Raw genomic sequence first — 18,319 nt, forward strand, 5'->3', positions numbered from 1 at the left:
GGGAAGCGACACGGTGCTGGAACTGCTGCCGATGGTGTTCGCCGCCCCGGGTGAGGCACTGGCGAGGGCGGAAGAGGTGCTGGGTGACCGTCCCCCGGCCCTGCACGCCTCCGTCGCCCATCAGGTGATCGGCATCTGGCAGCGGGACTTCGGCGACATGCGGCTCGCCCTGAGCCATCTGCGGCGGGCCCGCGCCTGGGCGGCGCGCGCCGACTCGGCCGAGCGGGAGGCGGACGTCCTGGCCACGCTCGGGGTCGCACTGGTGCACGCGGGGCGCACCCGGCAGGGAATGGACGCGCTGCGGCGGGGTGTCGAGCGCGGCACCGGCCACACCCGCGCCCGGGTGCTGTTCCGGCGGGCGTACGCGTGGTGGGTGCTGGGCCATCACAGAGAGGCGCTGGAGGACGTACGGCGGGCGATTCCCGTCCTGCGGCAGGCCGAGGACGTGATCTGGACGGCGCGTGCGCTGACGCTGCGGGCGACGGTGCACCTGGCGCTGGGCGCGGTGGACCGGGCGGACGCGGACTTCACGGCGGCCGAGGCCCTGTGGGACACCACCGGCCAGGAGCACGACAAGGCGGACGCCGTGGAGAGCCGGGGCCTGGCCGCGTTCCGCTCCGGTGACATCCCGGTGGCGCTGCGGCTGCTCGACGAGGCGGAGGAGCGGTACGCCAAGCTGGGCACGCCGACGTTCATGCTGAACATCCGGCGCTGCGAGGTGCTGATGGCCGCCGGGCTGCCCGTGGAGGCGCTGGCCGAGGCGGACGCGGCGATCAGGGCGCTGGACGGGATCGGCGGGCAGTCCACGCGCAAGGCGGAACTGCTGCTGGCCGCCGCGCGGGCGGCCCGGCTGGCGGACGATCCGCAGACCGCGATCGCCCGCGCGGCGCTCGCCGTGCGGCTGTTCGCGGGGCAGCGGCGCACCTGGTGGGAGACGCACGCGCGGCTGGTGCTGACCGGGGCCCGGCACGCGGCCGGGCGCGGTTCGGGCCGGCTGGTCGCGGACGCGGCGGCGGTGGCGGAGAAGCTGGTCGCGCTCGGCGCCCCGGCCGCCCCCGAGGCGTCCCTGCTCGCGGGCCGGATCGCGCTGGACCTCGGCTGGACGGCGGACGCGGAGCGGCATCTGGCGTTCGCCGCGCGCAGCAGGCGCGGCGGGCCGCCGCTGGCGCGGATGACGGGCTGGGCCGCGCAGGCGCTGCGCGCGCAGGCCGCCGGCTCCCCGCGGGGAGTGCTGGAGGCGTGCCGGCGCGGCCTGGACGTGCTGGACGACCACCGGATGACGCTGGGCGCCTCGGAGCTGCGGGCCCGCGCCACCGCGCAGGGCGCGGAACTGGCCGCCCTCGCGCAGAAGGCCAGCCTGGTCTCGGGCGGGCCGCGGCGGCTGATGGTGTGGAGCGAGCGGTGGCGGGCGACCGCCCTGTCCACCCCGCCCACCCGGCCGCCCGCCGACCCGACGCTGCTCAGCGGCATGACCGCCTACCGCGAGATCGCCGCCCGCGCGGAGGAGGCCCGCATGGAGGGCAAGCCGGTGCCCGCGCTGGAGCGGGAACAGCGGCGGCTGGAACGGGAGATCCGCTCCCGGACCCTGCACATGCGCGGTGAGGCGCCCGACGGCGGGCACCGCTTCGACGTGGGGCGGCTGCTGGCGCGGCTGGACGAGGGCGACGACGGACAGCTGGTGGAGCTCGCCGTGCTCGACGGGCGCGTGCAGGTGCTGCTGTGCGGGCAGGGGCGGGTGCGGCGGTTCGAGGCGGGGCTGCTGGCGGCGGCGGAGACCGAGGCCGAGCACGTGCAGGCGGGGCTGCGGCGGCTGGCCCATCCGGGGGCCCAGGCGCGGCTGCCGGTGGTGGAGGCCGCGGGGCGGCGGCTGGAGGAGCTGCTGCTGGGACCGGCCGCGGCGCATCTGGGCGACGGTCCGGTGGTGATCGTGCCGCCGGGGCGGCTGCACCGGGTGCCGTGGGCGCTGCTGCCCTCGCTGCGGGAGCGGGTGCTGAGTGTGTCGCCGTCGGCGAGCAGCTGGCTGCGGGCGCGGGAGACCGCGCCGCCGCCGGTCGGCCGCCAGGTGCTGGTGCGCGGCCCGGGACTGGCCACGGGCGGTGCGGAGGTGCCGGTGCTGGCCGACCGCTACGCCGGGGCCACCGTCCTGGAGCACGAGGAGGTGACGGTGCCGCGCGTGCTCGGGGAGCTGGACGGTGCGGGGCTGGCGCACATCGCCGCGCACGGCGTGTTCCGCGCGGACGGCCCGCTGTTCTCCTCGCTGCGGATGGCCGACGGGCCGCTCATCGTGCACGACTTCGAGCGGCTGGACCGCAGCCCGTACCGGATCATCCTGTCCTGCTGCGACACCGCCCGGTTCGCCACCGTGGGCGCGGACGAACTGCTCGGTCTGGTCACCGCGTTGCTGCCGCTGGGCACGGCGGGTGTGGTGGCGTGCAGCGCGCCGGTCAACGACGCGGCGGTGGTCCCGCTGATGGTCGCACTGCACAAGGGGCTCGACGCCGGTCTCTCCCTGGCCGAGGCCCTGCGCGACGCCCGCGCCACCCAGCCGGCCGACGCCCTGCACCGCGCCACGGGCTGGGCCTTCACCGCCTTCGGGGCGGCCTGATCCCGGTCAGGCCGGTTGCGGCCGGGGCAGGTCCGCCAGGTGGGGCAGCGCCGTGCGGGTGGTGGTGCCGAGGCGGGTGTAGGCGCCGTGCAGGTGATTGCCGACGGTGCGGACGGACAGGGTGAGGCGTTCCGCGATCTGGCGGTTGCTGAGGCCGGAAGCGGCGAGGGTGACGATCTGCCGTTGCCGGGTGGTGAGTTCGCCCAGGACCAGGCCCGCGAGCGCCGGGGTGCGGGCGCCCCCGCAGCGGCGGGCGAGGGCGGCGGCGCGGGTGCGGGCGGTGCGGGCGGCGTGCGGTTCCCGGTGGGCCGCCGCGGCCTGGGCGTGCGCCTCGGCGGCGAACAGCAGGAAGCCGCGCCGCTGGAGCTCCTCGGCCGCCCGGGCCAGCGCGGGTCCGTCGGCCCGGGCCAGCGCGTCGGCGTGGGCGGCGAACACACCGGTGAGCCGGCCGGCGGCCCGTCCGGGGGTGCCCAGGCGCACGGCGTCGTACGGGTCGCCGCAGACGTCGGGGGTTCCGTCCGCGCGGGCGAGTTCGGCGCGGCAGGACGGGTCGTCGGGGGTGGTGCGCAGGCCCTCGCGCGCCCAGGCGGCCGCCTCCGCCAGTTCGCCGCGGAGCCGGGCGTAGCGGGCGCGCAGCGCCGCGTGCGCGGCCGGGACCGCGGCTCCCTCCGCGACGAGCCGGTCCCCCACGGGCGGCGGGCCGGCGGCGACGTCGGCCCGGTCGATGCGCCGGCTCAGCTCCGCCGCCTCGGCGTCCAGGGCGGGGGCGGGATCCTGGGCCGCGCGGGTCAGCCGGCGGGCCCTGAGCCGCCCGGCGGCGGCCCGCAGGACGGGACCGTGCAGGGGGTGGGCGAGGCGGACCCCCGTCGGGGCTCCTCCCGGCCGGGCGGAGCCGGGGTCCCCGGGGAGGTCGTCGACGTGGATCAGGCCGTCGCTCTCCAGGCGCTCCAGGACGGTGGCGTCGAGGTCGTCCGGGTCGAGCGGCAGGGGTTCGGCGAAGGCGAGGCGGTCGAGCGCCTCCCGCTCCTCCGGGTGGACGCGCTCCAGGAGGTGGGCGGTGCGGTCGCGCACGGCGGGGGTGAGCGGAACCGGTCCCCGCCAGGCCCAGGTGCCCGCGTCACGGGTGAGCCGGCCGTGGTCGCGGACCGCGTCCAGGAGGTCCCGCAGCAGCCTCAGGTCCCCGTCGCACAGCCGGTGCAGCCGGTTCGCGGTGAGCGGTTCCGGGGTGTCGCCGGCACCGGCCGACAGCAGCCGCGCGGTCGCCTCCCGGGACAGCGGCGGCAGCGCCAGCCGCGGCAGCAGTTCCCCGGTCCACAGCCGGGAGACGGCCGGTGGTACGGGTTCGCCGTCGGTGACGACGACCAGCAGCCGGGCGCGTCCGTGCACGGCGAGCTGGTGGAGCAGGGCGGCGGAGGAGTCGTCGAGCAGGTGGGCGTCGTCGACCAGGAGGGTCCGTACCCCGGAGAGGTGGTGCAGCGCCGCGTGCAGGGTGACGGGTTCGGGCAGGAGGGGGGCGAAGGCGGCGAAGGGCAGGTGCCGGGTGCGCGGCGTCCCGGTGACGCGGGCGCAGTCGGTGCCGCGGACGGCCTCGGTGACGAGCCGCGTCTTGCCCCGGCCCGCCGGACCGGTCACCACCAGGCCGCGCCGCACGCCGCTCAGCGAGGCCCGGACCAGGTCGAGTTCGTCCTCCCGGCCGGTGAACGGCCAGGGCGGCCGCGGTGTCGTCGTGTCCCTCGAGTACGGCTCGTACGGCCCGGTGGCATCGTGTCGCGAAGTCGTCACGAGAACAGGAGCACGGATACTCACGCCTGATACAGGGCCACTTGAGCAGACCCCGACTCAGGCGCCCGGCCCGGGTGGCACGGCAGTCTGACGTCCATGACCGCTCGCTACTGCTCGCTGCCGCAGCAGCCGGCCCCCGCGTTCGCGCCGGGCCTGGCCGCCGAGCGGCTCGGCGCGCTGGCCGGCGGGCGGCGGCTGTGGGTCAACGGCACCGTGCTGCACTACAGCTTCTTCGACGGCGACCGGGACGGGTCCGAGATCACCGTGCCGGGGACCGGGCGCACCCGCTGGGTTCCGTGGGGCGGCGCCAAGGAGCAGCAGGACGTGGTGCGCGAGTGCTTCGAGGAGTGGCGGGGGCTCGGGCTCGGGCTGGTCTTCAGCGAGGTCCGTGACCGCACCGAGGCGGAGCTGCGCATCGGTTTCCAGTCCGGTGACGGGTCCTGGTCGGCCGTGGGCCGCGACGCGCTGCGGATCGGCGTGCACGACCGCACCATGAACTTCGGCTGGGACCTGACCGCACCGGGCGAACGCGCGACGGCCCTGCACCAGATCGGGCACGCGCTCGGCATGCTGCACGAGCACCAGAGCCCGTACGCCGGTCTGCACTGGGACGACGAGGCCGTCTACGCCGAACTGGCGGGCGCACCGAACCACTGGAGCCGGGACCGCACGCACCACAACGTGCTGCGCAGGCTCGGCCCGGACGAGGTCAACGGCTCCGTCTGGGACCCGCAGTCGATCATGCAGTACGCGTTCCCGCCGGGGCTCATCCTCGAGCCCGAGCAGTACCGCGGGGGTGTGCACCCGCCCGGCACGCTGTCCCCCTCGGACAAGGAGTTCGTGCTCCGCCGGTACCCGCCGGCCGATCCGCCCCGGCCGCCCGCGCTGGTGCCGTTCCGCTCGGTGCCGCTGGGACTGGGCCCCGGTGAGCAGGCGGACTTCCGCATCGAGCCGCCGGAGACCCGTGACTACACGGTGGGCACCTTCGGCGACGCGGACCGGGTCGTGGTGCTCTTCGAGGAGCGGGACGGGGAGCCCCGCTTCCTCGCCGGCCGCGACGACGGGGGCACCCCGGGCAACGCCACGCTCGCGGCCCGGCTCGTCAAGGGCCGCCGCTATTACGTCCGTGTCCGCCTGTACTCCGCGTGGGGTCCGGGCGAGACGGCGGTCATGTGCTGGTAACGGCACGGCCGGCCGGCCACGGGCACCGGAACCACTGTCCGGCGCCGGGGGAGCGGCCGGGGTGACGTCTCCTTCGGGGGAGGGGGACGTCACTCCGGCCCAGGCGCAACGCGAGGAGCCGCACCGGATGTCTCCGGTACGGCTCCTCGGGCGTTCTCCGTCGGGACGACAGGATTTGAACCTGCGACCCCTTGACCCCCAGTCAAGTGCGCTACCAAGCTGCGCCACGTCCCGATGCGTCCCGCGCGGTGAACCGCGTGATCACGCAGGTCAACCCTACCGCATGTGCGAGGTGACACCGGGACGACGGGTCGGCCCCGTGCGGGCGCACGCGTCCACGGCGGCCGGACCCCCACTGTTAAAGTGGAGGAATCCCTCCACTGTAGCGGAGGAATCCCTCCGTTTCATTCGAGCCCCTCCGGAGACCGCCGTGACCGCCCAGCCGTTCCCCGTCAGCGAGATCGTGGCGTCCCGGCGACCGCACCGGAAGGACGCCGCCCGGAACTACGACGCCCTGCTGGCCGCGGCCCGCGCGGCGTTCGCCGAGCACGGCTCGGAGGCCTCCCTGGAGGACGTCGCGCGCCGGGCGGGCGTCGGCATCGGCACGCTCTACCGGAACTTCCCAACCCGCCGGCATCTGTTCGAGAGCGTCTACGCGGGCGAGGTGAACGACCTGTGCCGGTTCGCCGGGGAGGTCGCCGACCGGGAGCCGTGGGAGGCACTGTCCTCGTGGCTGCGCCGGTTCGTGGACTACACGGTGACCAAGCGGGCCATCCGGGAGGCGCTGGACGGCGAGTCGGACATCTTCCTGGCCTGCCGGGAGTCGATGTACGCGGCGGGCGGCCCGCTGTTCGAGCGGGCGCAGCGGGCCGGGCGGGCCCGGGGCGACATCGGCTTCGACGACCTGCTGCGGATGGTGGCCGGGATCACCGCGACGCACTTCCTCGACGACGCCCAGCGCGACCGGGTGCTGTCCGTCGCCCTGGACGGAGTGCGCACCGGACGCTGACAGGCAGGATGTCCTCGCGGGTGGCGGTGGCGCAGGCGATGTCACCGAGCGGCGGAGTCATGGGTGCCTCCGGGGCGGGGGGGTCGGTGCCGTGGCGGCGGGGCGCGGGAAGACGGTGCCGTCGAAGAGCGTGCGGGCGGTGCGGACGACGGCGGTGCGGCGGACCACGAGGGAGCCGGGGTCGAGGTGGACGTCGACCTCCAGGAATCCGCTGGGGTGCTCGACGCGTACGCGGTCGCCGTCGTCCGGGAGGTCCGCGATGCCCTCCGCCACGCCGCCCGGGACGCGCAGTCCCGCCGCCACGCTCGCGGCGCCCAGGACGCCGATGGAGGTGTGGCAGCGCACGGGGATGAAGGTGCGGGTCGTGACGGCGCCGCCGTGCCGGGGCGGGGCGAGCAGGGTCAGCTTGGGCACGGTGGTGCCCTCGACGTCGCCCAGGCCCATCAGCCGTCCGGCGGCCGTCCGGATCTCCCGGAGCCGGCCGGCCAGCGCCGGGTCCGCCTCCAGGTCCCCGGGGCTCTCGTAGCCGGTGACGCCGAGCGCGGCGGCCGGGACCAGCACCACCGGCATGCCGTTGTCGACGCAGGTGACCTCGGTTCCGGCGACCGTGTCGCGGACGTTCCCGGTGGGCAGCAGGGGGCTGTCGCCCTGCGGGAACTCGATGACGACCGCGGCGGCGGTGCCCGGCACGCCGGAGATCTCGGCGTCCCCGGTGAGGTCGACGCGCCCGCCCGGGGTCGGGAAGGTCGCGACGGCGCGTTCGCCGGTGTTGAGCATGCGGATGCGGACGGACGTCCGCGTGCCGTCGGCCGGCACGAGTCCGCGGTCGACGGCGAAGGGGCCCACCCCGGCGAGGATGTTGCCGCAGTTCTGCCGGTCGGTGACCTCGGGCGCGTCCACGGCGACCTGGAGGAACAGGTAGTCGACATCGGCGTCCGGGTCCTCGGAGGCGGAGACCACGGCGACCTTGCTGGTCAGCGGGTGGGCGCCGCCGAGGCCGTCGATCTGGCGCGGGTCGGGGCTGCCCATGATCCGCAGCAGCAGGTCGTCGCGGGCGGCGGCCTCGGCGGGCAGGTCACCGGCGAGGAAGTAGGCGCCCTTGGAGGTGCCGCCGCGCATCAGGGTGCAGCGCACCCCGTCGGAGGCGGTCACGGCCGCTCCCCGGCCGCGTACTCCTCGTACGGCTGGTAGGTCACGCCCAGTTGCCTCAGCTTCTCGCGCAAGCCGTAGCGGTCGAGGCCGAGTTGGCCCTCGAGGAAGGCGGCGCGGGAGGCGGCCTCCTTCCGCTCCCGGGCCTCGGAGGCCTCCGCCGTCCGGCGCGCCTTCCCCCTGGGCACGACCACTACACCGTCGTCGTCGGCGACGATCACGTCACCGGGGCGGACCACCCGGCCGTCCACGACGACCGGTACGTTGACCGAGCCGCCGGTGGCCTTGACGGTGCCCTGCGCGCTGACGGCCCGGGACCAGGCCGCGAAGCCCATCTCCCGCAGTTCCTGGGTGTCGCGGACACCGGCGTCGATGACCAGGCCGCGCACGCCGCGCCGGTGCAGCGCGGTGGCGAAGAGCTCGCCGAACATGCCGTCGGTGGACGGCGAGGTGGTGGTGACGACCAGGATGTCGCCCTCGCCGCACTGCTCCACGGCGGCGTGGATCATCAGGTTGTCGCCGGGCCAGGAGAGCACGGTGACCGCGGTGCCGGCGACGCGTACGCCCTGCTGGACGGGCCGGATGCCGGGGCCGAGCAGGCCGGTGCGGCCCATCGCCTCGCCGAGGGTGGCGACGCCGTACCGGGCGAGCGCCTCGACGTCCTCGGCCGGTGCCTTCGGCGGGTTGGTGACGATGACGCCGCTCACGCCAGCTCCTTCGCGATCTGCGGGAGCGGGCGCATGAACGCCTCGGCCATGGTCTTGTGGGGCAGGCCCAGGTTGGGGCCGGCGTTGCGCTTGAGCTGGACGCCGCGGCGGACGGCCAGGTCGGTGTAGTAGTCCCAGAGGTGCTGCTGGGCGCCCAGGCACTCCATGGCCCTGCGCTTGGTCTCCCACACCTCGGTGATGTCGAGGAGCACTTCGGGCCGGAAGCCGCTCATCTCGGGCTGGTGCGGCTCGAAGTAGAAGACGGGCGGGGCGCCGATGATCTCGCCGGGGCCGGGGTAGCCGATGGCCTGGGCGAGGACGCGGGCCTCCAGGGCCATGCGGTGTGCGGCGGGGTGGTCGCCGTTGTAGGGGTCCTCGACCGGGTGGGTGAGCACCACGTCGGGCTGGGTGGCGCGGTAGACCTCGACGAGCCGGTCGGTCAGCTCGGGAGTGGCGGTCAGCGGGTAGTCGCCGGCGTCGAAGAAGCGGACCTCGGCGCCCAGGGTGGCGGCGGCCTTCTCGGCCTCCTCCCGGCGTATCGCCTTGATCTCCTCCAGCTTCCTGCCCTCCCGCCAGGCCTTGGCGGACTCGCCGCGCTCACCGAAGGTGAGGCAGGCGACGGTGACCTTCTCGCCGCGCGAGGCGGCCAGCGCGATGGCGCCGCCCGCCCGCCAGACGAAGTCGCCCGCGTGCGCGGTGACCACGAGGGTCGAACGTGGGGCGGGGGCGGGCGTGCTGCCGTGCGTCATGGCTGGGTTCTCCTTCGTGGACAGGGGCGCCCGCCTCGGTGCGCGGTTCAGTCGCGCAGCGCCTCGATGACGCTGGTGAGGTGGGCGCGGACGGCCGCCTCGGCCGCCTGCGGGTCCCTGGCCTCGATCGCCTCGATCATGGCCAGGTGCTCGTTCAGGGATCGCTGCGGACGGCCCGGTCGCAGGGCCAGCTGGAAGCGGTGGCGCACCAGTTGGGCGTTGAGCCGCTCCAGGAGCGCCACGGCCGTCCGCTGTCCGGAGAACTCGCGGATCCTGACGTGGAGTTCGTGGTTGAGCTCCGAGTAGGTCAGCGGTTCGCCGCCGGCCACGGCCTTGCGCATCTCCGCGCCCAGCCGCGTCAGTTCGGCGAGCTGTCCGTCGGTGACGGCGGCGGCCGCCTTGGCCGCGCAGAGCCCTTCGAGGACCAGGCGGCACTCGGTGATGGCCACCGCCTCCTCGACGGTCACCACCCGCACCCGTGCACCACGGTTGCGGATCCGCTCCACCAGTCCCTGGGACTCCAGCTCGATCAGCGCGGCCCGGATGCTGGCCCGGGTCACGCCGAACCGTTCGGCGAGTTCGTTCTCCACCAGCCGCTGCGCCGGCACCATCTCGCCGCGCAGGATCGCCTCCCGCAGCTGCCCGAGCGCAAGCTGTCTGGCCTGCTCTCCGGAGCCCGGACGGGATTGGTTCGGCATGGTCGCCCTCCCTGAGTGAGTGCCTGTCGAACGTAAATCTAGCCGACAAGATTGTCAACAATTTCGTTCGCCATATTGTCGACGACAGGTGGGCCGCCATCGCGCCAGAAGGCGGGGCAGCAGAGCGGGCCCCGAGGGCGGCCGGAAGGACGGCGCATTGTCCTGTCAAACGGTTGACATGACGGCGGTCCCCGAAGAGGGTGAGCGGGCAGAACAGGCAACGGGCCGGAGAGAGGCTTTCATGGTGGATGCGCTGGGTGTCGCCGTCGTCGGATTCGGCTGGATGGGGCGGGTGCACACCCAGGCGTACGCGCGCGTGCGCCACCACTACCCGCGGCTGGCCGTCCGGCCCGAGCTGGTCACGGTCGCCGAGGAGGTGCCGGGCCGGGCCGAGGAGGCCGCCGCCCAGTTCGGCTTCGCCTCGACGGCCCGCGACTGGCGCGAGGTGGCCGCCGACCCCCGGGTGAAGGCCGTCAGCATCACCGCCCCCAACTTCCTGCACCGGGAGATCGGTGTCGCGATGGCCGAGGCGGGCAAGCACATCTGGATCGAGAAGCCGGTGGGCCTCGGTGTCGAGGACGCCCGCGCCGTCGCGGACGCGGTCGCCAAGGCGGGCGTCCAGGGCGCGGTCGGCTTCAACTACCGCAACGCGCCCGCCGTGGAGGCGGCCCGCGAGCTGATCGCCTCCGGGGAGATCGGCACCGTCACCCATGTCCGCGTCCGGCTGTTCAGCGACTACGCCGCCCATCCGGAAGGCGCCCTGACCTGGCGCTACGAACGGGAACGCGGCGGCAGCGGCGTCCTCGGCGACCTGGCCTCGCACGGCGCCGACCTGGCCCGCTTCCTGCTCGGCGACATCGCCTCGCTGACCGCCGACACGGCCGTCTTCCTGCCCGAGCGGGCCCGCCCGACGGGTGCCACGGCCGGTCACGCCCGCGCGGCCGGCGGCGAACTCGGCCCCGTGGAGAACGAGGACTACGTCAGCTCCCTGCTGCGCTTCGCCTCCGGCGCGCGCGGGGTGCTGGAGGCCTGCCGGGTGTCGGTGGGCGAGCAGAACAACTACGGCTTCGAGGTGCACGGCACCAAGGGCGCGGTGCTGTGGGACTTCCGCCGGATGAACGAGCTCGGCGTCAGCCGCGGCACCACCTACCAGGACCAGCCGGTCAGCACCGTCTACGTGGGCCCGGGCCACGGGGAGTTCGGCGCCTTCCAGCCGGGCGCGGCGAACGCCATGGGCTACGACGACCTCAAGGTGATCGAGGCGTACCGCTTCCTGCGCTCCGTCGCCGAGGGCGTCCCGCACGGCGCGACCCTCGCCGACGCGGTGCACAGTGCCGCCGTACTGGACGCGATGGCACGGTCGGCGGAGAGCGGCGCCTGGGTCACCCCGTAGCCGTGGCGGGCATGTTGTAGGGCGTCACGACCTGGATCGCGGACGGCAGGGTGGGGCCCGCGGACGGCAGCGCGCCGTGGGCCCGCATCACGATGTGGCAGGCCTCGCGCAGGTCGTGCCGGAGATCGTGGTGGAGCACGGCGGACAGCCGGTGCTCGCGCAGCAGCCGGGTGTTGTCGTGGTCCAGGTCGTGCGCGACGAACACGGCGCACTCGCGCCCGGCGTCCTCGAAGGCGCGCAGGGTGGCGATGTTGCCGCCGCCGATCGAGTAGACCGCCCGGATCTCAGGGTCCCGCTCCAGGGCGGCCCGGACCAGGTCGTACTGGGTGGCGTCCAGGCCCTGGCCCTCGGCGATCTCGACCAGCGCGCGCCCCGGCTGCCGGGCGCGCATGGCGCTGCGGAAGCCCATCTCGCGCTCCTCCTCGTTGCGGAAGAAGCCGCTGGAGAGGCTGGTGAGGACGTTGCCGGGCCGCTCGCCCAGCCACTGCCCCATGAGGTACGCGGCGGTGGCGCCCGCGGCCCGGTTGTCGCTGCCGACGTACCCGATCCGGGCGCTCGCGGGCAGGTCGGTCACCAGGGTCACCACCGGGACGCCCGCCGCCGCGAGCCGTCCGACGGCGGCGGTCACCTCGGGCACGTCGGGCGCCTTGAGGACCACCCCCTGCGAGCCGCGCCGGCCGATCCGGTCGAGCACCGCAACCAGCGCGGCGGCCGGTCCGGTCTCGCGGAAGTGGTAGCGGGAGCGGACCACCGCCGGGTGCAGGGAGGGCAGTTCGGCCTCCAGGGCGGTGCGGACGGCGGTGGAGAACCGCTCCGGCGACTGCATCACGATGTCCACCATGAACGTCCGGCCGACGAGGCGGACCTGGGTGCGCTGCCGGTCCAGGTCGGCGATCGCCCGGTGCACCTCGCGCGCGGTGCTCTCCCGCACCCCTCCCCTGCCGTTGAGGACACGGTCCACCGTGGCCTCGCTCAACCCTGCCTGACGTGCGATTTCCCGGATCGGGAAGGGGTGGCCCATGCGCCGGCTCCTGAGGGGTTTTTGATGGCTTCCTGCTGGTTGTTCGAGGGGTTTGTACTGACAAGAATGGCATCCGCCGCGTCGCTCCGTGACCCGAAGGGACGGCCTCATGTCCGTATCCACTCCGCAGCAGACCCCCGCGCCGGCCGCCTGGCTGTCCGAACGGGACTGCGACCTGGACGCCTTCCGCGCGCTGGTCGAGCAGTCGACCGACCCCGGCGCCCACCCGCACGCCTCGGCGGTGGAGCGCGACGTGCTGCTCTACGACGCCGACCGGCTCGCCCTCGCCGACCGCCGGGAGGTCCAGGCCGAGCTGGTGCGGGCCCTCACCGACGGTCCCGGCATCGTGGTCGTGCGCGGCGCCTTCCCCGACCCGGCGGTGGTCGACCGGGCCACGGCCGTCTTCGACGCCCTGATCGCCGAGCAGCGCGCCTCGGGCGCCACCGCCGGCGACCACTTCGCCAAGCCGGGCGCCAACGACCGGGTGTGGAACGCCCTGGAGAAGGCCGCCCTGTACGACCCGCAGGCATTCGCCGACTACTACGCCAACGACGTGATCGCCCTGGTGTCCTCGGCCTGGCTGGGCCCCGGCTACCAGGTCACCTCGCAGGTCAACGTGGTCAACCCGGGCGGCGCCGCGCAGACCGTGCACCGCGACTACCACCTCGGCTTCCTCTCCAACGAGGCGGCCGCCGCCTACCCGGCGCAGGTGCACCGCCTCTCCCCCGCGCTCACCCTCCAGGGCGCGGTGGCGCACTGTGACATGCCCGTCGAGTCCGGCCCCACGCTGTACCTGCCGCACTCGCAGAAGTACGAGCCCGGCTACCTCGCCTGGCGGCTCCCGGAGTTCCAGGAGTACTTCGCGGAGCACCACGTGCAGCTGCCGCTGGCCAAGGGCGACGCGGTGTTCTTCAACCCGGCGCTGTTCCACGCCGCGGGCGCCAACCGGTCGGCGGACATCCGGCGCATGGCCAACCTGCTCCAGGTGTCGTCCGCCTTCGGGCGGGCGATGGAGACCGTGGACCGCGAGGCGGTGGCCGGTGCCGTCTACCCGGTGCTGCTGGGGCGCAAGGCCGAGGGGGCCGGCGAGCGGTGGCTGGAGAACGTGATCGCGGCGAGCGCCGAGGGCTACCCGTTCCCCACCAACCTCGACAGCGACCCGCCGGTCGACGGCCTCGCCCCGCCCTCGCAGGCCGACGTGGTGCGCCGGGCGCTGCGCGAGGGGTGGACCCCGCGGACGCTGCGCGGCGAGTTGCGGGCCGCGGTGCAGCGGCGCGAGAGCTGAAGGGAGCACTGCGGCATGGGACTTCTCGACGACAAGGTCGTCCTCGTCAACGGCGGCAGCCAGGGGGTCGGTGCCGCCGTCGCGCGGGCCGCGGTCCGTGAGGGGGCGGCGGTCGCCGTCACCGGGCGGCGCCCGGAACCCGGCGAGGCACTGGTGGCGGAACTGACCGGCGCGGGCGGCGAGGCGGTGTTCGTACGGGCCGACCTGGCGGACGCCGAGCAGGCGAAGGACTCCGTCGCGCGGGTCGTCGCGGCGTACGGCCGCGTCGACTGCCTGGTCAACTCCGCGGGCCTCACCTCCCGCGGGACGCTCCTCGACACCACGCCCGACCTGTTCGACCGGCACATCGCCGTCAACCTCAGGGGCCCGTTCTTCGCCATGCAGGCCGCGGTCGCGGACATGCTGCGGCGCGGGGCGCCCGGCACCATCGTCAACGTCATCACCTCCTCGGCGCACGGCGGGCAGCCGTTCCTGGCGCCGTACGTCGCCGCCAAGGCCGGACTCGCCGGCCTGACCCGCAACGCCGCGCACGCCCACCGGTGGGACCGGATCCGCGTCAACGGCCTGAACATCGGCTGGACCGCCACCGAGGGCGAGGACGCCACCCAGCGCGCCTTCCACGGGGCGGGCGACGACTGGCGCGAGCAGGCGGCCGCGCGGCTGCCGATGGGCAGGCTCGGCCTGCCGGACGAGATCGCCGACTTCGTGGTCCTGCTGCTGTCCGACCGCTCGGGCGTGGTCACCGGCTCCGTGATCGACTGGGACCAGAACGTCCTGGGCGGCCTCGACTGACCTCCCCCTCCCCCGCTCGTACGACCCCCGCACCCAAGGAGCACCCTCCCCCATGCGCATCGGAATCCTCGGCCTCGGCCGCATCGGCGCCTTCCACGCCGAGACCCTGTCCGGGCTCGACGCCGTCGAGTCCCTCGTCGTCTCCGACCCGTTCGCGGACGCCGCGAAGGCCGCCGCCGAACGCTTCGGCGCCGCGGTCGCCGACTCCCCCGAGGCGGTGCTCGCGGCCGGCGTGGACGGCGTGGTCGTCGCCGCCGCCACCGACGCCCACCCGGGGCTGATCCTCGCCTGTGCGGAGGCCGGCGTCCCGGTCTTCTGCGAGAAGCCCGTCGCCCGCACCATGGCCGAGGGCGTGGCGGTCCTGAAGGCGGTCGAGGGCCGTGACGTGCCGATCCAGATCGGCTACAACCGGCGCTTCGACGCGGGCTTCGTGGCCGCCCGGGCGGCCGTGCGCAGCGGGGAGCTGGGCACGCTGCACACCGTCCGCTCCACCACGCTGGACCCGGCGCCCCCGCCGGCCGCGTACGTCGCCGCCTCCGGCGGCATCTTCCGCGACTGCTCGGTGCACGACTTCGACATCATCCGCTGGGTGACCGGCCGCGAGGTGCGCGAGGTGTACGCCGCCGGCGGCAACCGGGGCGCCGACTACATCAGGGAGGCGGGCGACGCCGACACCACCGGCGCGGTCCTCACCCTCGACGACGGCACCCTCGCGGTGGTCTCCAACAGCCGCCACAACGCCTGCGGTTACGACGTGCGCATGGAGATCCACGGCTTCACCGACTCCATCGCGGTGGGCCTGGAGGACAAGCTGCCGCTGCGGTCGGTGGAGCGGGGCGTCACCTTCCCGGCGGGCGTCCCGCACGACTTCTTCATGGACCGCTTCGCGGCCGCCTACCGCGCCGAACTGACCGCGTTCACCGAGGTGGTGGCGGGCACCCGCCCCTCACCGTGCACCGTCGCGGACGCCCTGGAGGCCGGCTGGATCGCCGAGGCCTGCACCCTGTCCCTGCACGAGCACCGTCCGGTGACCGTGGATGAGGTGCGCGGGGCCTGACCGGTCGCGTCCGGCCCTCCCCGGTCCCGTCCGGGCCGGGGAGGGCCGCACCGCATCACTCGGGACGGCGATCCGGATCGCCCGGCTCCCGGTGGCCGGCGGGCGGCGCGTGGGTCGTACGGGGCGGCTCCCCCGCCGGACCGCCCGCCGTGCCGATCGCCTGCCGCAGGAACGGCAGGATGCCGCGCTCCAGCAGGGCCGTGTGCCAGGCCAGCCTGGCCCGTTCCACTTCCGCGTACGGATCGTCGTACCGCCTGTCGGGGACGGTGCGGCGGGCGCGCCGTAGCCTGCGGCGCCGCGCCGGCGCGGTCAGGACCAGCCCGGCCGTGACCGAGGCGAGGCACAGGCCGGCGGTCACCAGCGCCCCTGCCAGGTCGTGTTCCCGGCCCGCCGATCCGAGGGCGAGGGCGAGGAGCAGCAGCGTCAGTGCCGCCGCCCCCAGCAGCACGGCGCTCACCCCCCGGGCGGACTTCCGGCGTCCCGTCCCGGCAGGGGCGTACGGGGCGGGCTGGGCCGCGCCTCCCGGGCCCGGGCCGGCCGGCCCGCCCCACGCGGGCACCGCCGTCGACGGCCCCAGCCGCTCCGCCCTGACCCGCAGGAAGTGCTGGTACTCGGCCGCCGCCGCCGCCATGACGGCCTCCCGGGCGTTGAGCGCCATACCGCGCAACTGCTCGGGGCCGGGCCAGGGACCGCCTGCGGTCTCCGGGGAGCGGGCGAGGGACGTCAGCGCCTGGTCGAGGAGCCGCTCGTACGTGATCCGGTCCTCACGCAGCGCGGCGTCCGGGCCGGCGTACCGCTCCGCGGGAGGGCCGGCGGGGGCCGGGAGGGTCCCCGGGTGGAGGACCGCCCCGGAGGTCCGCCGTCCGCTCACCTCCGGTACGGAGCCGGGGAGCGCGCCGGGCCGCTCGGGCCGTACGCGGACGCCGAGGAGGGAGACGAGCAGGCGCCGTCCGAGGGGGAGGTGCCGCTGCTGGACGACCGTGGGCGGCCGGCGCACGGGGCCGCCCGCCGCAACGACACCGGCGGTGGCCCGGCGGAACGCCGACGGTCGTGGAGTCACGTCGAGCCCTCCTCTCCCAGGGCCGGACCACGGGACAGCGGTGTACGGCCGGCACCCCCGGCGGCGGGGTCCGGCCCGTCGGCGCCGTCCTCCGGCATGCCCCGGGACGGCGGGTACGGCGGCTGCGGTACGGAGGTGACGGAGCGCACCGGTGCGCGGGACCCGTCCGGCACGCCCGTCCCGGCAGTCGCGGCGGGCCCGGGCGGTGCGGCAAGTTCAGGCGGTGCGGGCGGTGCGGGCGGTGCGGCGGGGAACGGTCCGGTGCCGGCCCCCGTTTCCGTGGCCGGCGCTCCTGCGCCGGGGGCCGCCTCGGTGGCGGGCGGGCCGGTCAGCGCGTCGCTGACCGACTGCACGCGCCCCAGCTGCGTCAGGATGACCGGCGCGGAGATGCCCACGACCAGCGCCGCGTAGGCGCCGCTGATCTGGCCCGTGGTGCCGAAGAGCACCGCCGCTCCCGCGCCCATCGCGCTGTGCACCACGGCGGCCACGGAGTCGCCGACCGGGTCGAAGTGGTCGGCGAAGCGCGGTGGTTGGCCCTCCTGGTCCGCGGGTGATCTGCGGTGGGCCCTGCGATCCGCCTGCCAGTCGAGGAAGCGGATGTAGACGTCGAGCAGCCCTCTGAGCGCGCCGCCCGCGGCGCCGAGGAGGAGCAGCGTCGTCACCTCCACCGGGGCTCCCGGCGGCTTCGCTTCGCTGGACCCTCACCGGCTGCGCGCACGGCACGAGGGTAGGGCGTGGCGTACGACGGCGCAAAGTCCCCGCGAGCGACGGGAGTTGACTCCGCGGTGCCGCCGTGTCACCCGTTCACCGGTACAGCGGCGGCTTCTCCACCAGGGAGACCTCGGCCCGGCCGCCCTGTTCCAGCGCGCGGACGCCGGCCTCGCAGACGGCCGCGGCGGCGTAGCCGTCCCAGGTGCTCGGGCCGTCGACCTCGCCGCGGCGGGTGCTGTCGACCCAGGCCTGGACCTCGTCGTCGTAGGCCTGGGCGAAGCGTTCGGTCCAGTCCTGGGTGATGGTGCCGCCCCAGCGGCCCTCGGCGCTGGTGATCAGGGCGTGGCCGTCGCCGATGCGGGCGGTGCCGCGTTCGCAGACCGCCTCGGCCCGCACCTGGTAGCCGAAGCCGCAGTTGACGAAGATCTCGACGTCGGAGAGGGCACCGCCGTCGGTCTCCAGGACGACGAACTGCGGGTCGCGCAGGCCCTCGGGGGCGCCGGAGGACGGGGTGGGGCGCAGGACGGTGACGGCGGTGATCTCGTGGCCGAGGAGCCAGCGGGTGGCGTCGACCTCGTGCGCCACGGAGTCGCTGATGAGCATCGAGCTGGTGAAGAAGGCCGGGCTGGCGACGTTGCGGTGCCGGTTGTGCAGCATCAGCGGGCGGCCCAGCCGCCCGGTCTCCAGCAGGGCCTTGAGCCGTACGTACTCGGCGTCGTAGCGGCGCATGAAGCCGACCTGGACGCGGCGGTGGCCGAGGGCCTGTTCGGCTTCCATGACGCGCAGCGCGGAGGCCGCGTCGGGGGTGAGCGGCTTCTCGCACAGGACGGGCAGGTCGTGCTCGAACGCGGTGAGCAGGGCGGCCTCGTGGGCCGGGCCCGGGGAGGCGACGAGTACGGCGTCGACGTCGGCCGACGCCATCGCGGCGGCCGGGTCGGTGTGGGCGGTGCAGCCGTCGACGCCCGCGGCCACGGACTTGGCCCGCTCGGCGTCGACGTCCACGACGGCGGTGACCCGGGCGCCGCTGATGACCCGGTCGATCCGGCGTACGTGGTCCGCGCCCATGCGGCCGGTGCCGACGACGGCGACGCGCAGTGGCTCGCTCGGGTTCATCCCTCG

At 75.2% G+C, this 18,319-nt stretch carries 16 protein-coding genes and 1 tRNA gene; 7 read left to right on the top strand and 10 right to left on the bottom strand.

Annotated features, from left to right (window positions below):
• Positions 1-31: 31 nt before the first annotated feature.
• On the top strand, positions 32-2,605 hold the full coding sequence (locus FHX78_RS03320; protein ID WP_229923940.1) for a CHAT domain-containing protein: 2,574 nt from the start codon (positions 32-34) through the stop codon (positions 2,603-2,605).
• A gap of 6 nt (positions 2,606-2,611) precedes the next feature.
• Here FHX78_RS03320 and FHX78_RS03325 read toward each other — a convergent pair whose 3' ends face one another.
• Positions 2,612-4,387 carry a helix-turn-helix transcriptional regulator gene (locus FHX78_RS03325; RefSeq protein ID WP_167531669.1) on the bottom strand — a complete coding sequence of 592 codons (1,776 nt, stop codon included), beginning with the start codon at positions 4,385-4,387 and terminating at the stop codon, positions 2,612-2,614.
• 96 nt (positions 4,388-4,483) lie between these two features.
• On the opposite strand from FHX78_RS03325, the gene absR1 reads away from it, so the two are divergent.
• Positions 4,484-5,569: a beta-glucuronidase AbsR1 gene (gene absR1 / locus FHX78_RS03330; RefSeq protein WP_145865962.1), complete on the top strand. Its 1,086-nt coding sequence runs from the start codon at positions 4,484-4,486 to the stop codon at positions 5,567-5,569.
• A 160-nt stretch (positions 5,570-5,729) separates the two neighbouring features.
• On the opposite strand, the gene FHX78_RS03335 is transcribed toward absR1, so the two are convergent.
• Positions 5,730-5,803 (bottom strand) — tRNA-Pro (locus FHX78_RS03335).
• A gap of 196 nt (positions 5,804-5,999) precedes the next feature.
• On the opposite strand from FHX78_RS03335, the gene FHX78_RS03340 reads away from it, so the two are divergent.
• Positions 6,000-6,578 carry a TetR/AcrR family transcriptional regulator gene (locus tag FHX78_RS03340; protein ID WP_167531670.1) on the top strand — a complete coding sequence of 193 codons (579 nt, stop codon included), beginning with the start codon at positions 6,000-6,002 and terminating at the stop codon, positions 6,576-6,578.
• Between the two features lie 57 nt (positions 6,579-6,635).
• On the opposite strand, the gene FHX78_RS03345 is transcribed toward FHX78_RS03340, so the two are convergent.
• The 4 genes from FHX78_RS03345 to FHX78_RS03360 are packed head-to-tail and all read right to left on the bottom strand — an operon-like array spanning position 6,636 to position 9,881.
• Positions 6,636-7,697, bottom strand: a complete 1,062-nt coding sequence (locus FHX78_RS03345) for a 4-oxalomesaconate tautomerase (RefSeq protein ID WP_145871607.1) — start codon at positions 7,695-7,697, stop codon at positions 6,636-6,638.
• Positions 7,698-7,726: 29 nt separating this feature from the next.
• Entirely contained in the window at positions 7,727-8,434 is a 708-nt protein-coding gene (locus FHX78_RS03350; RefSeq protein WP_145865964.1) for a 4-carboxy-4-hydroxy-2-oxoadipate aldolase/oxaloacetate decarboxylase, read from the bottom strand.
• Positions 8,431-9,183, bottom strand: a complete 753-nt coding sequence (locus FHX78_RS03355) for a PIG-L deacetylase family protein (protein WP_145865965.1) — start codon at positions 9,181-9,183, stop codon at positions 8,431-8,433. Before FHX78_RS03355 ends, FHX78_RS03350 begins: the two co-directional genes overlap by 4 nt.
• Before the next feature lie 47 nt (positions 9,184-9,230).
• Positions 9,231-9,881, bottom strand: coding sequence for a GntR family transcriptional regulator (locus FHX78_RS03360; protein ID WP_145865966.1), 651 nt, complete (start codon positions 9,879-9,881; stop codon positions 9,231-9,233).
• Positions 9,882-10,122: 241 nt separating this feature from the next.
• Here FHX78_RS03360 and FHX78_RS03365 point away from each other — a divergent pair, with 241 nt between their 5' ends.
• Positions 10,123-11,274, top strand: a complete 1,152-nt coding sequence (locus tag FHX78_RS03365; RefSeq protein ID WP_145865967.1) for a Gfo/Idh/MocA family protein — start codon at positions 10,123-10,125, stop codon at positions 11,272-11,274.
• Here the strand turns inward: FHX78_RS03365 and FHX78_RS03370 are convergent.
• Positions 11,264-12,295: a LacI family DNA-binding transcriptional regulator gene (locus FHX78_RS03370; protein WP_145865968.1), complete on the bottom strand. Its 1,032-nt coding sequence runs from the start codon at positions 12,293-12,295 to the stop codon at positions 11,264-11,266. The genes FHX78_RS03365 and FHX78_RS03370 overlap by 11 nt on opposite strands.
• A 109-nt stretch (positions 12,296-12,404) precedes the next feature.
• On the opposite strand from FHX78_RS03370, the gene FHX78_RS03375 reads away from it, so the two are divergent.
• From FHX78_RS03375 to FHX78_RS03385, 3 genes are read left to right on the top strand one after another with little or no spacing between them, the layout of a single operon-like run.
• Positions 12,405-13,580, top strand: a complete 1,176-nt coding sequence (locus FHX78_RS03375; protein ID WP_145865969.1) for a phytanoyl-CoA dioxygenase family protein — start codon at positions 12,405-12,407, stop codon at positions 13,578-13,580.
• Between the two features lie 15 nt (positions 13,581-13,595).
• The gene (locus tag FHX78_RS03380) at positions 13,596-14,372 is read left to right on the top strand and encodes an SDR family oxidoreductase (protein WP_145865970.1); all 777 of its coding nucleotides are present in this window, start codon (positions 13,596-13,598) and stop codon (positions 14,370-14,372) included.
• 52 nt (positions 14,373-14,424) lie between these two features.
• Complete coding sequence (locus FHX78_RS03385) at positions 14,425-15,429, top strand: Gfo/Idh/MocA family protein (RefSeq protein ID WP_145865971.1); 1,005 nt, start codon at positions 14,425-14,427, stop codon at positions 15,427-15,429.
• A 55-nt stretch (positions 15,430-15,484) separates the two neighbouring features.
• Here FHX78_RS03385 and FHX78_RS03390 read toward each other — a convergent pair whose 3' ends face one another.
• The 3 genes from FHX78_RS03390 to FHX78_RS03400 all read right to left on the bottom strand — a co-directional run bounded on the left by FHX78_RS03390 (position 15,485) and on the right by FHX78_RS03400 (position 18,313).
• The gene (locus FHX78_RS03390; RefSeq protein WP_145865972.1) at positions 15,485-16,489 is read right to left on the bottom strand and encodes a hypothetical protein; all 1,005 of its coding nucleotides are present in this window, start codon (positions 16,487-16,489) and stop codon (positions 15,485-15,487) included.
• Complete coding sequence (locus tag FHX78_RS37135; RefSeq protein ID WP_189908572.1) at positions 16,486-17,151, bottom strand: hypothetical protein; 666 nt, start codon at positions 17,149-17,151, stop codon at positions 16,486-16,488. The genes FHX78_RS03390 and FHX78_RS37135 overlap by 4 nt, the downstream gene beginning before the upstream one ends.
• A 142-nt stretch (positions 17,152-17,293) precedes the next feature.
• The gene (locus FHX78_RS03400; protein ID WP_145865973.1) at positions 17,294-18,313 is read right to left on the bottom strand and encodes a Gfo/Idh/MocA family protein; all 1,020 of its coding nucleotides are present in this window, start codon (positions 18,311-18,313) and stop codon (positions 17,294-17,296) included.
• Positions 18,314-18,319 lie beyond the last annotated feature (6 nt).

Origin of the sequence: Streptomyces capillispiralis, assembly GCF_007829875.1 — a bacterium.
Lineage (GTDB): Bacteria > Actinomycetota > Actinomycetes > Streptomycetales > Streptomycetaceae > Streptomyces > Streptomyces capillispiralis.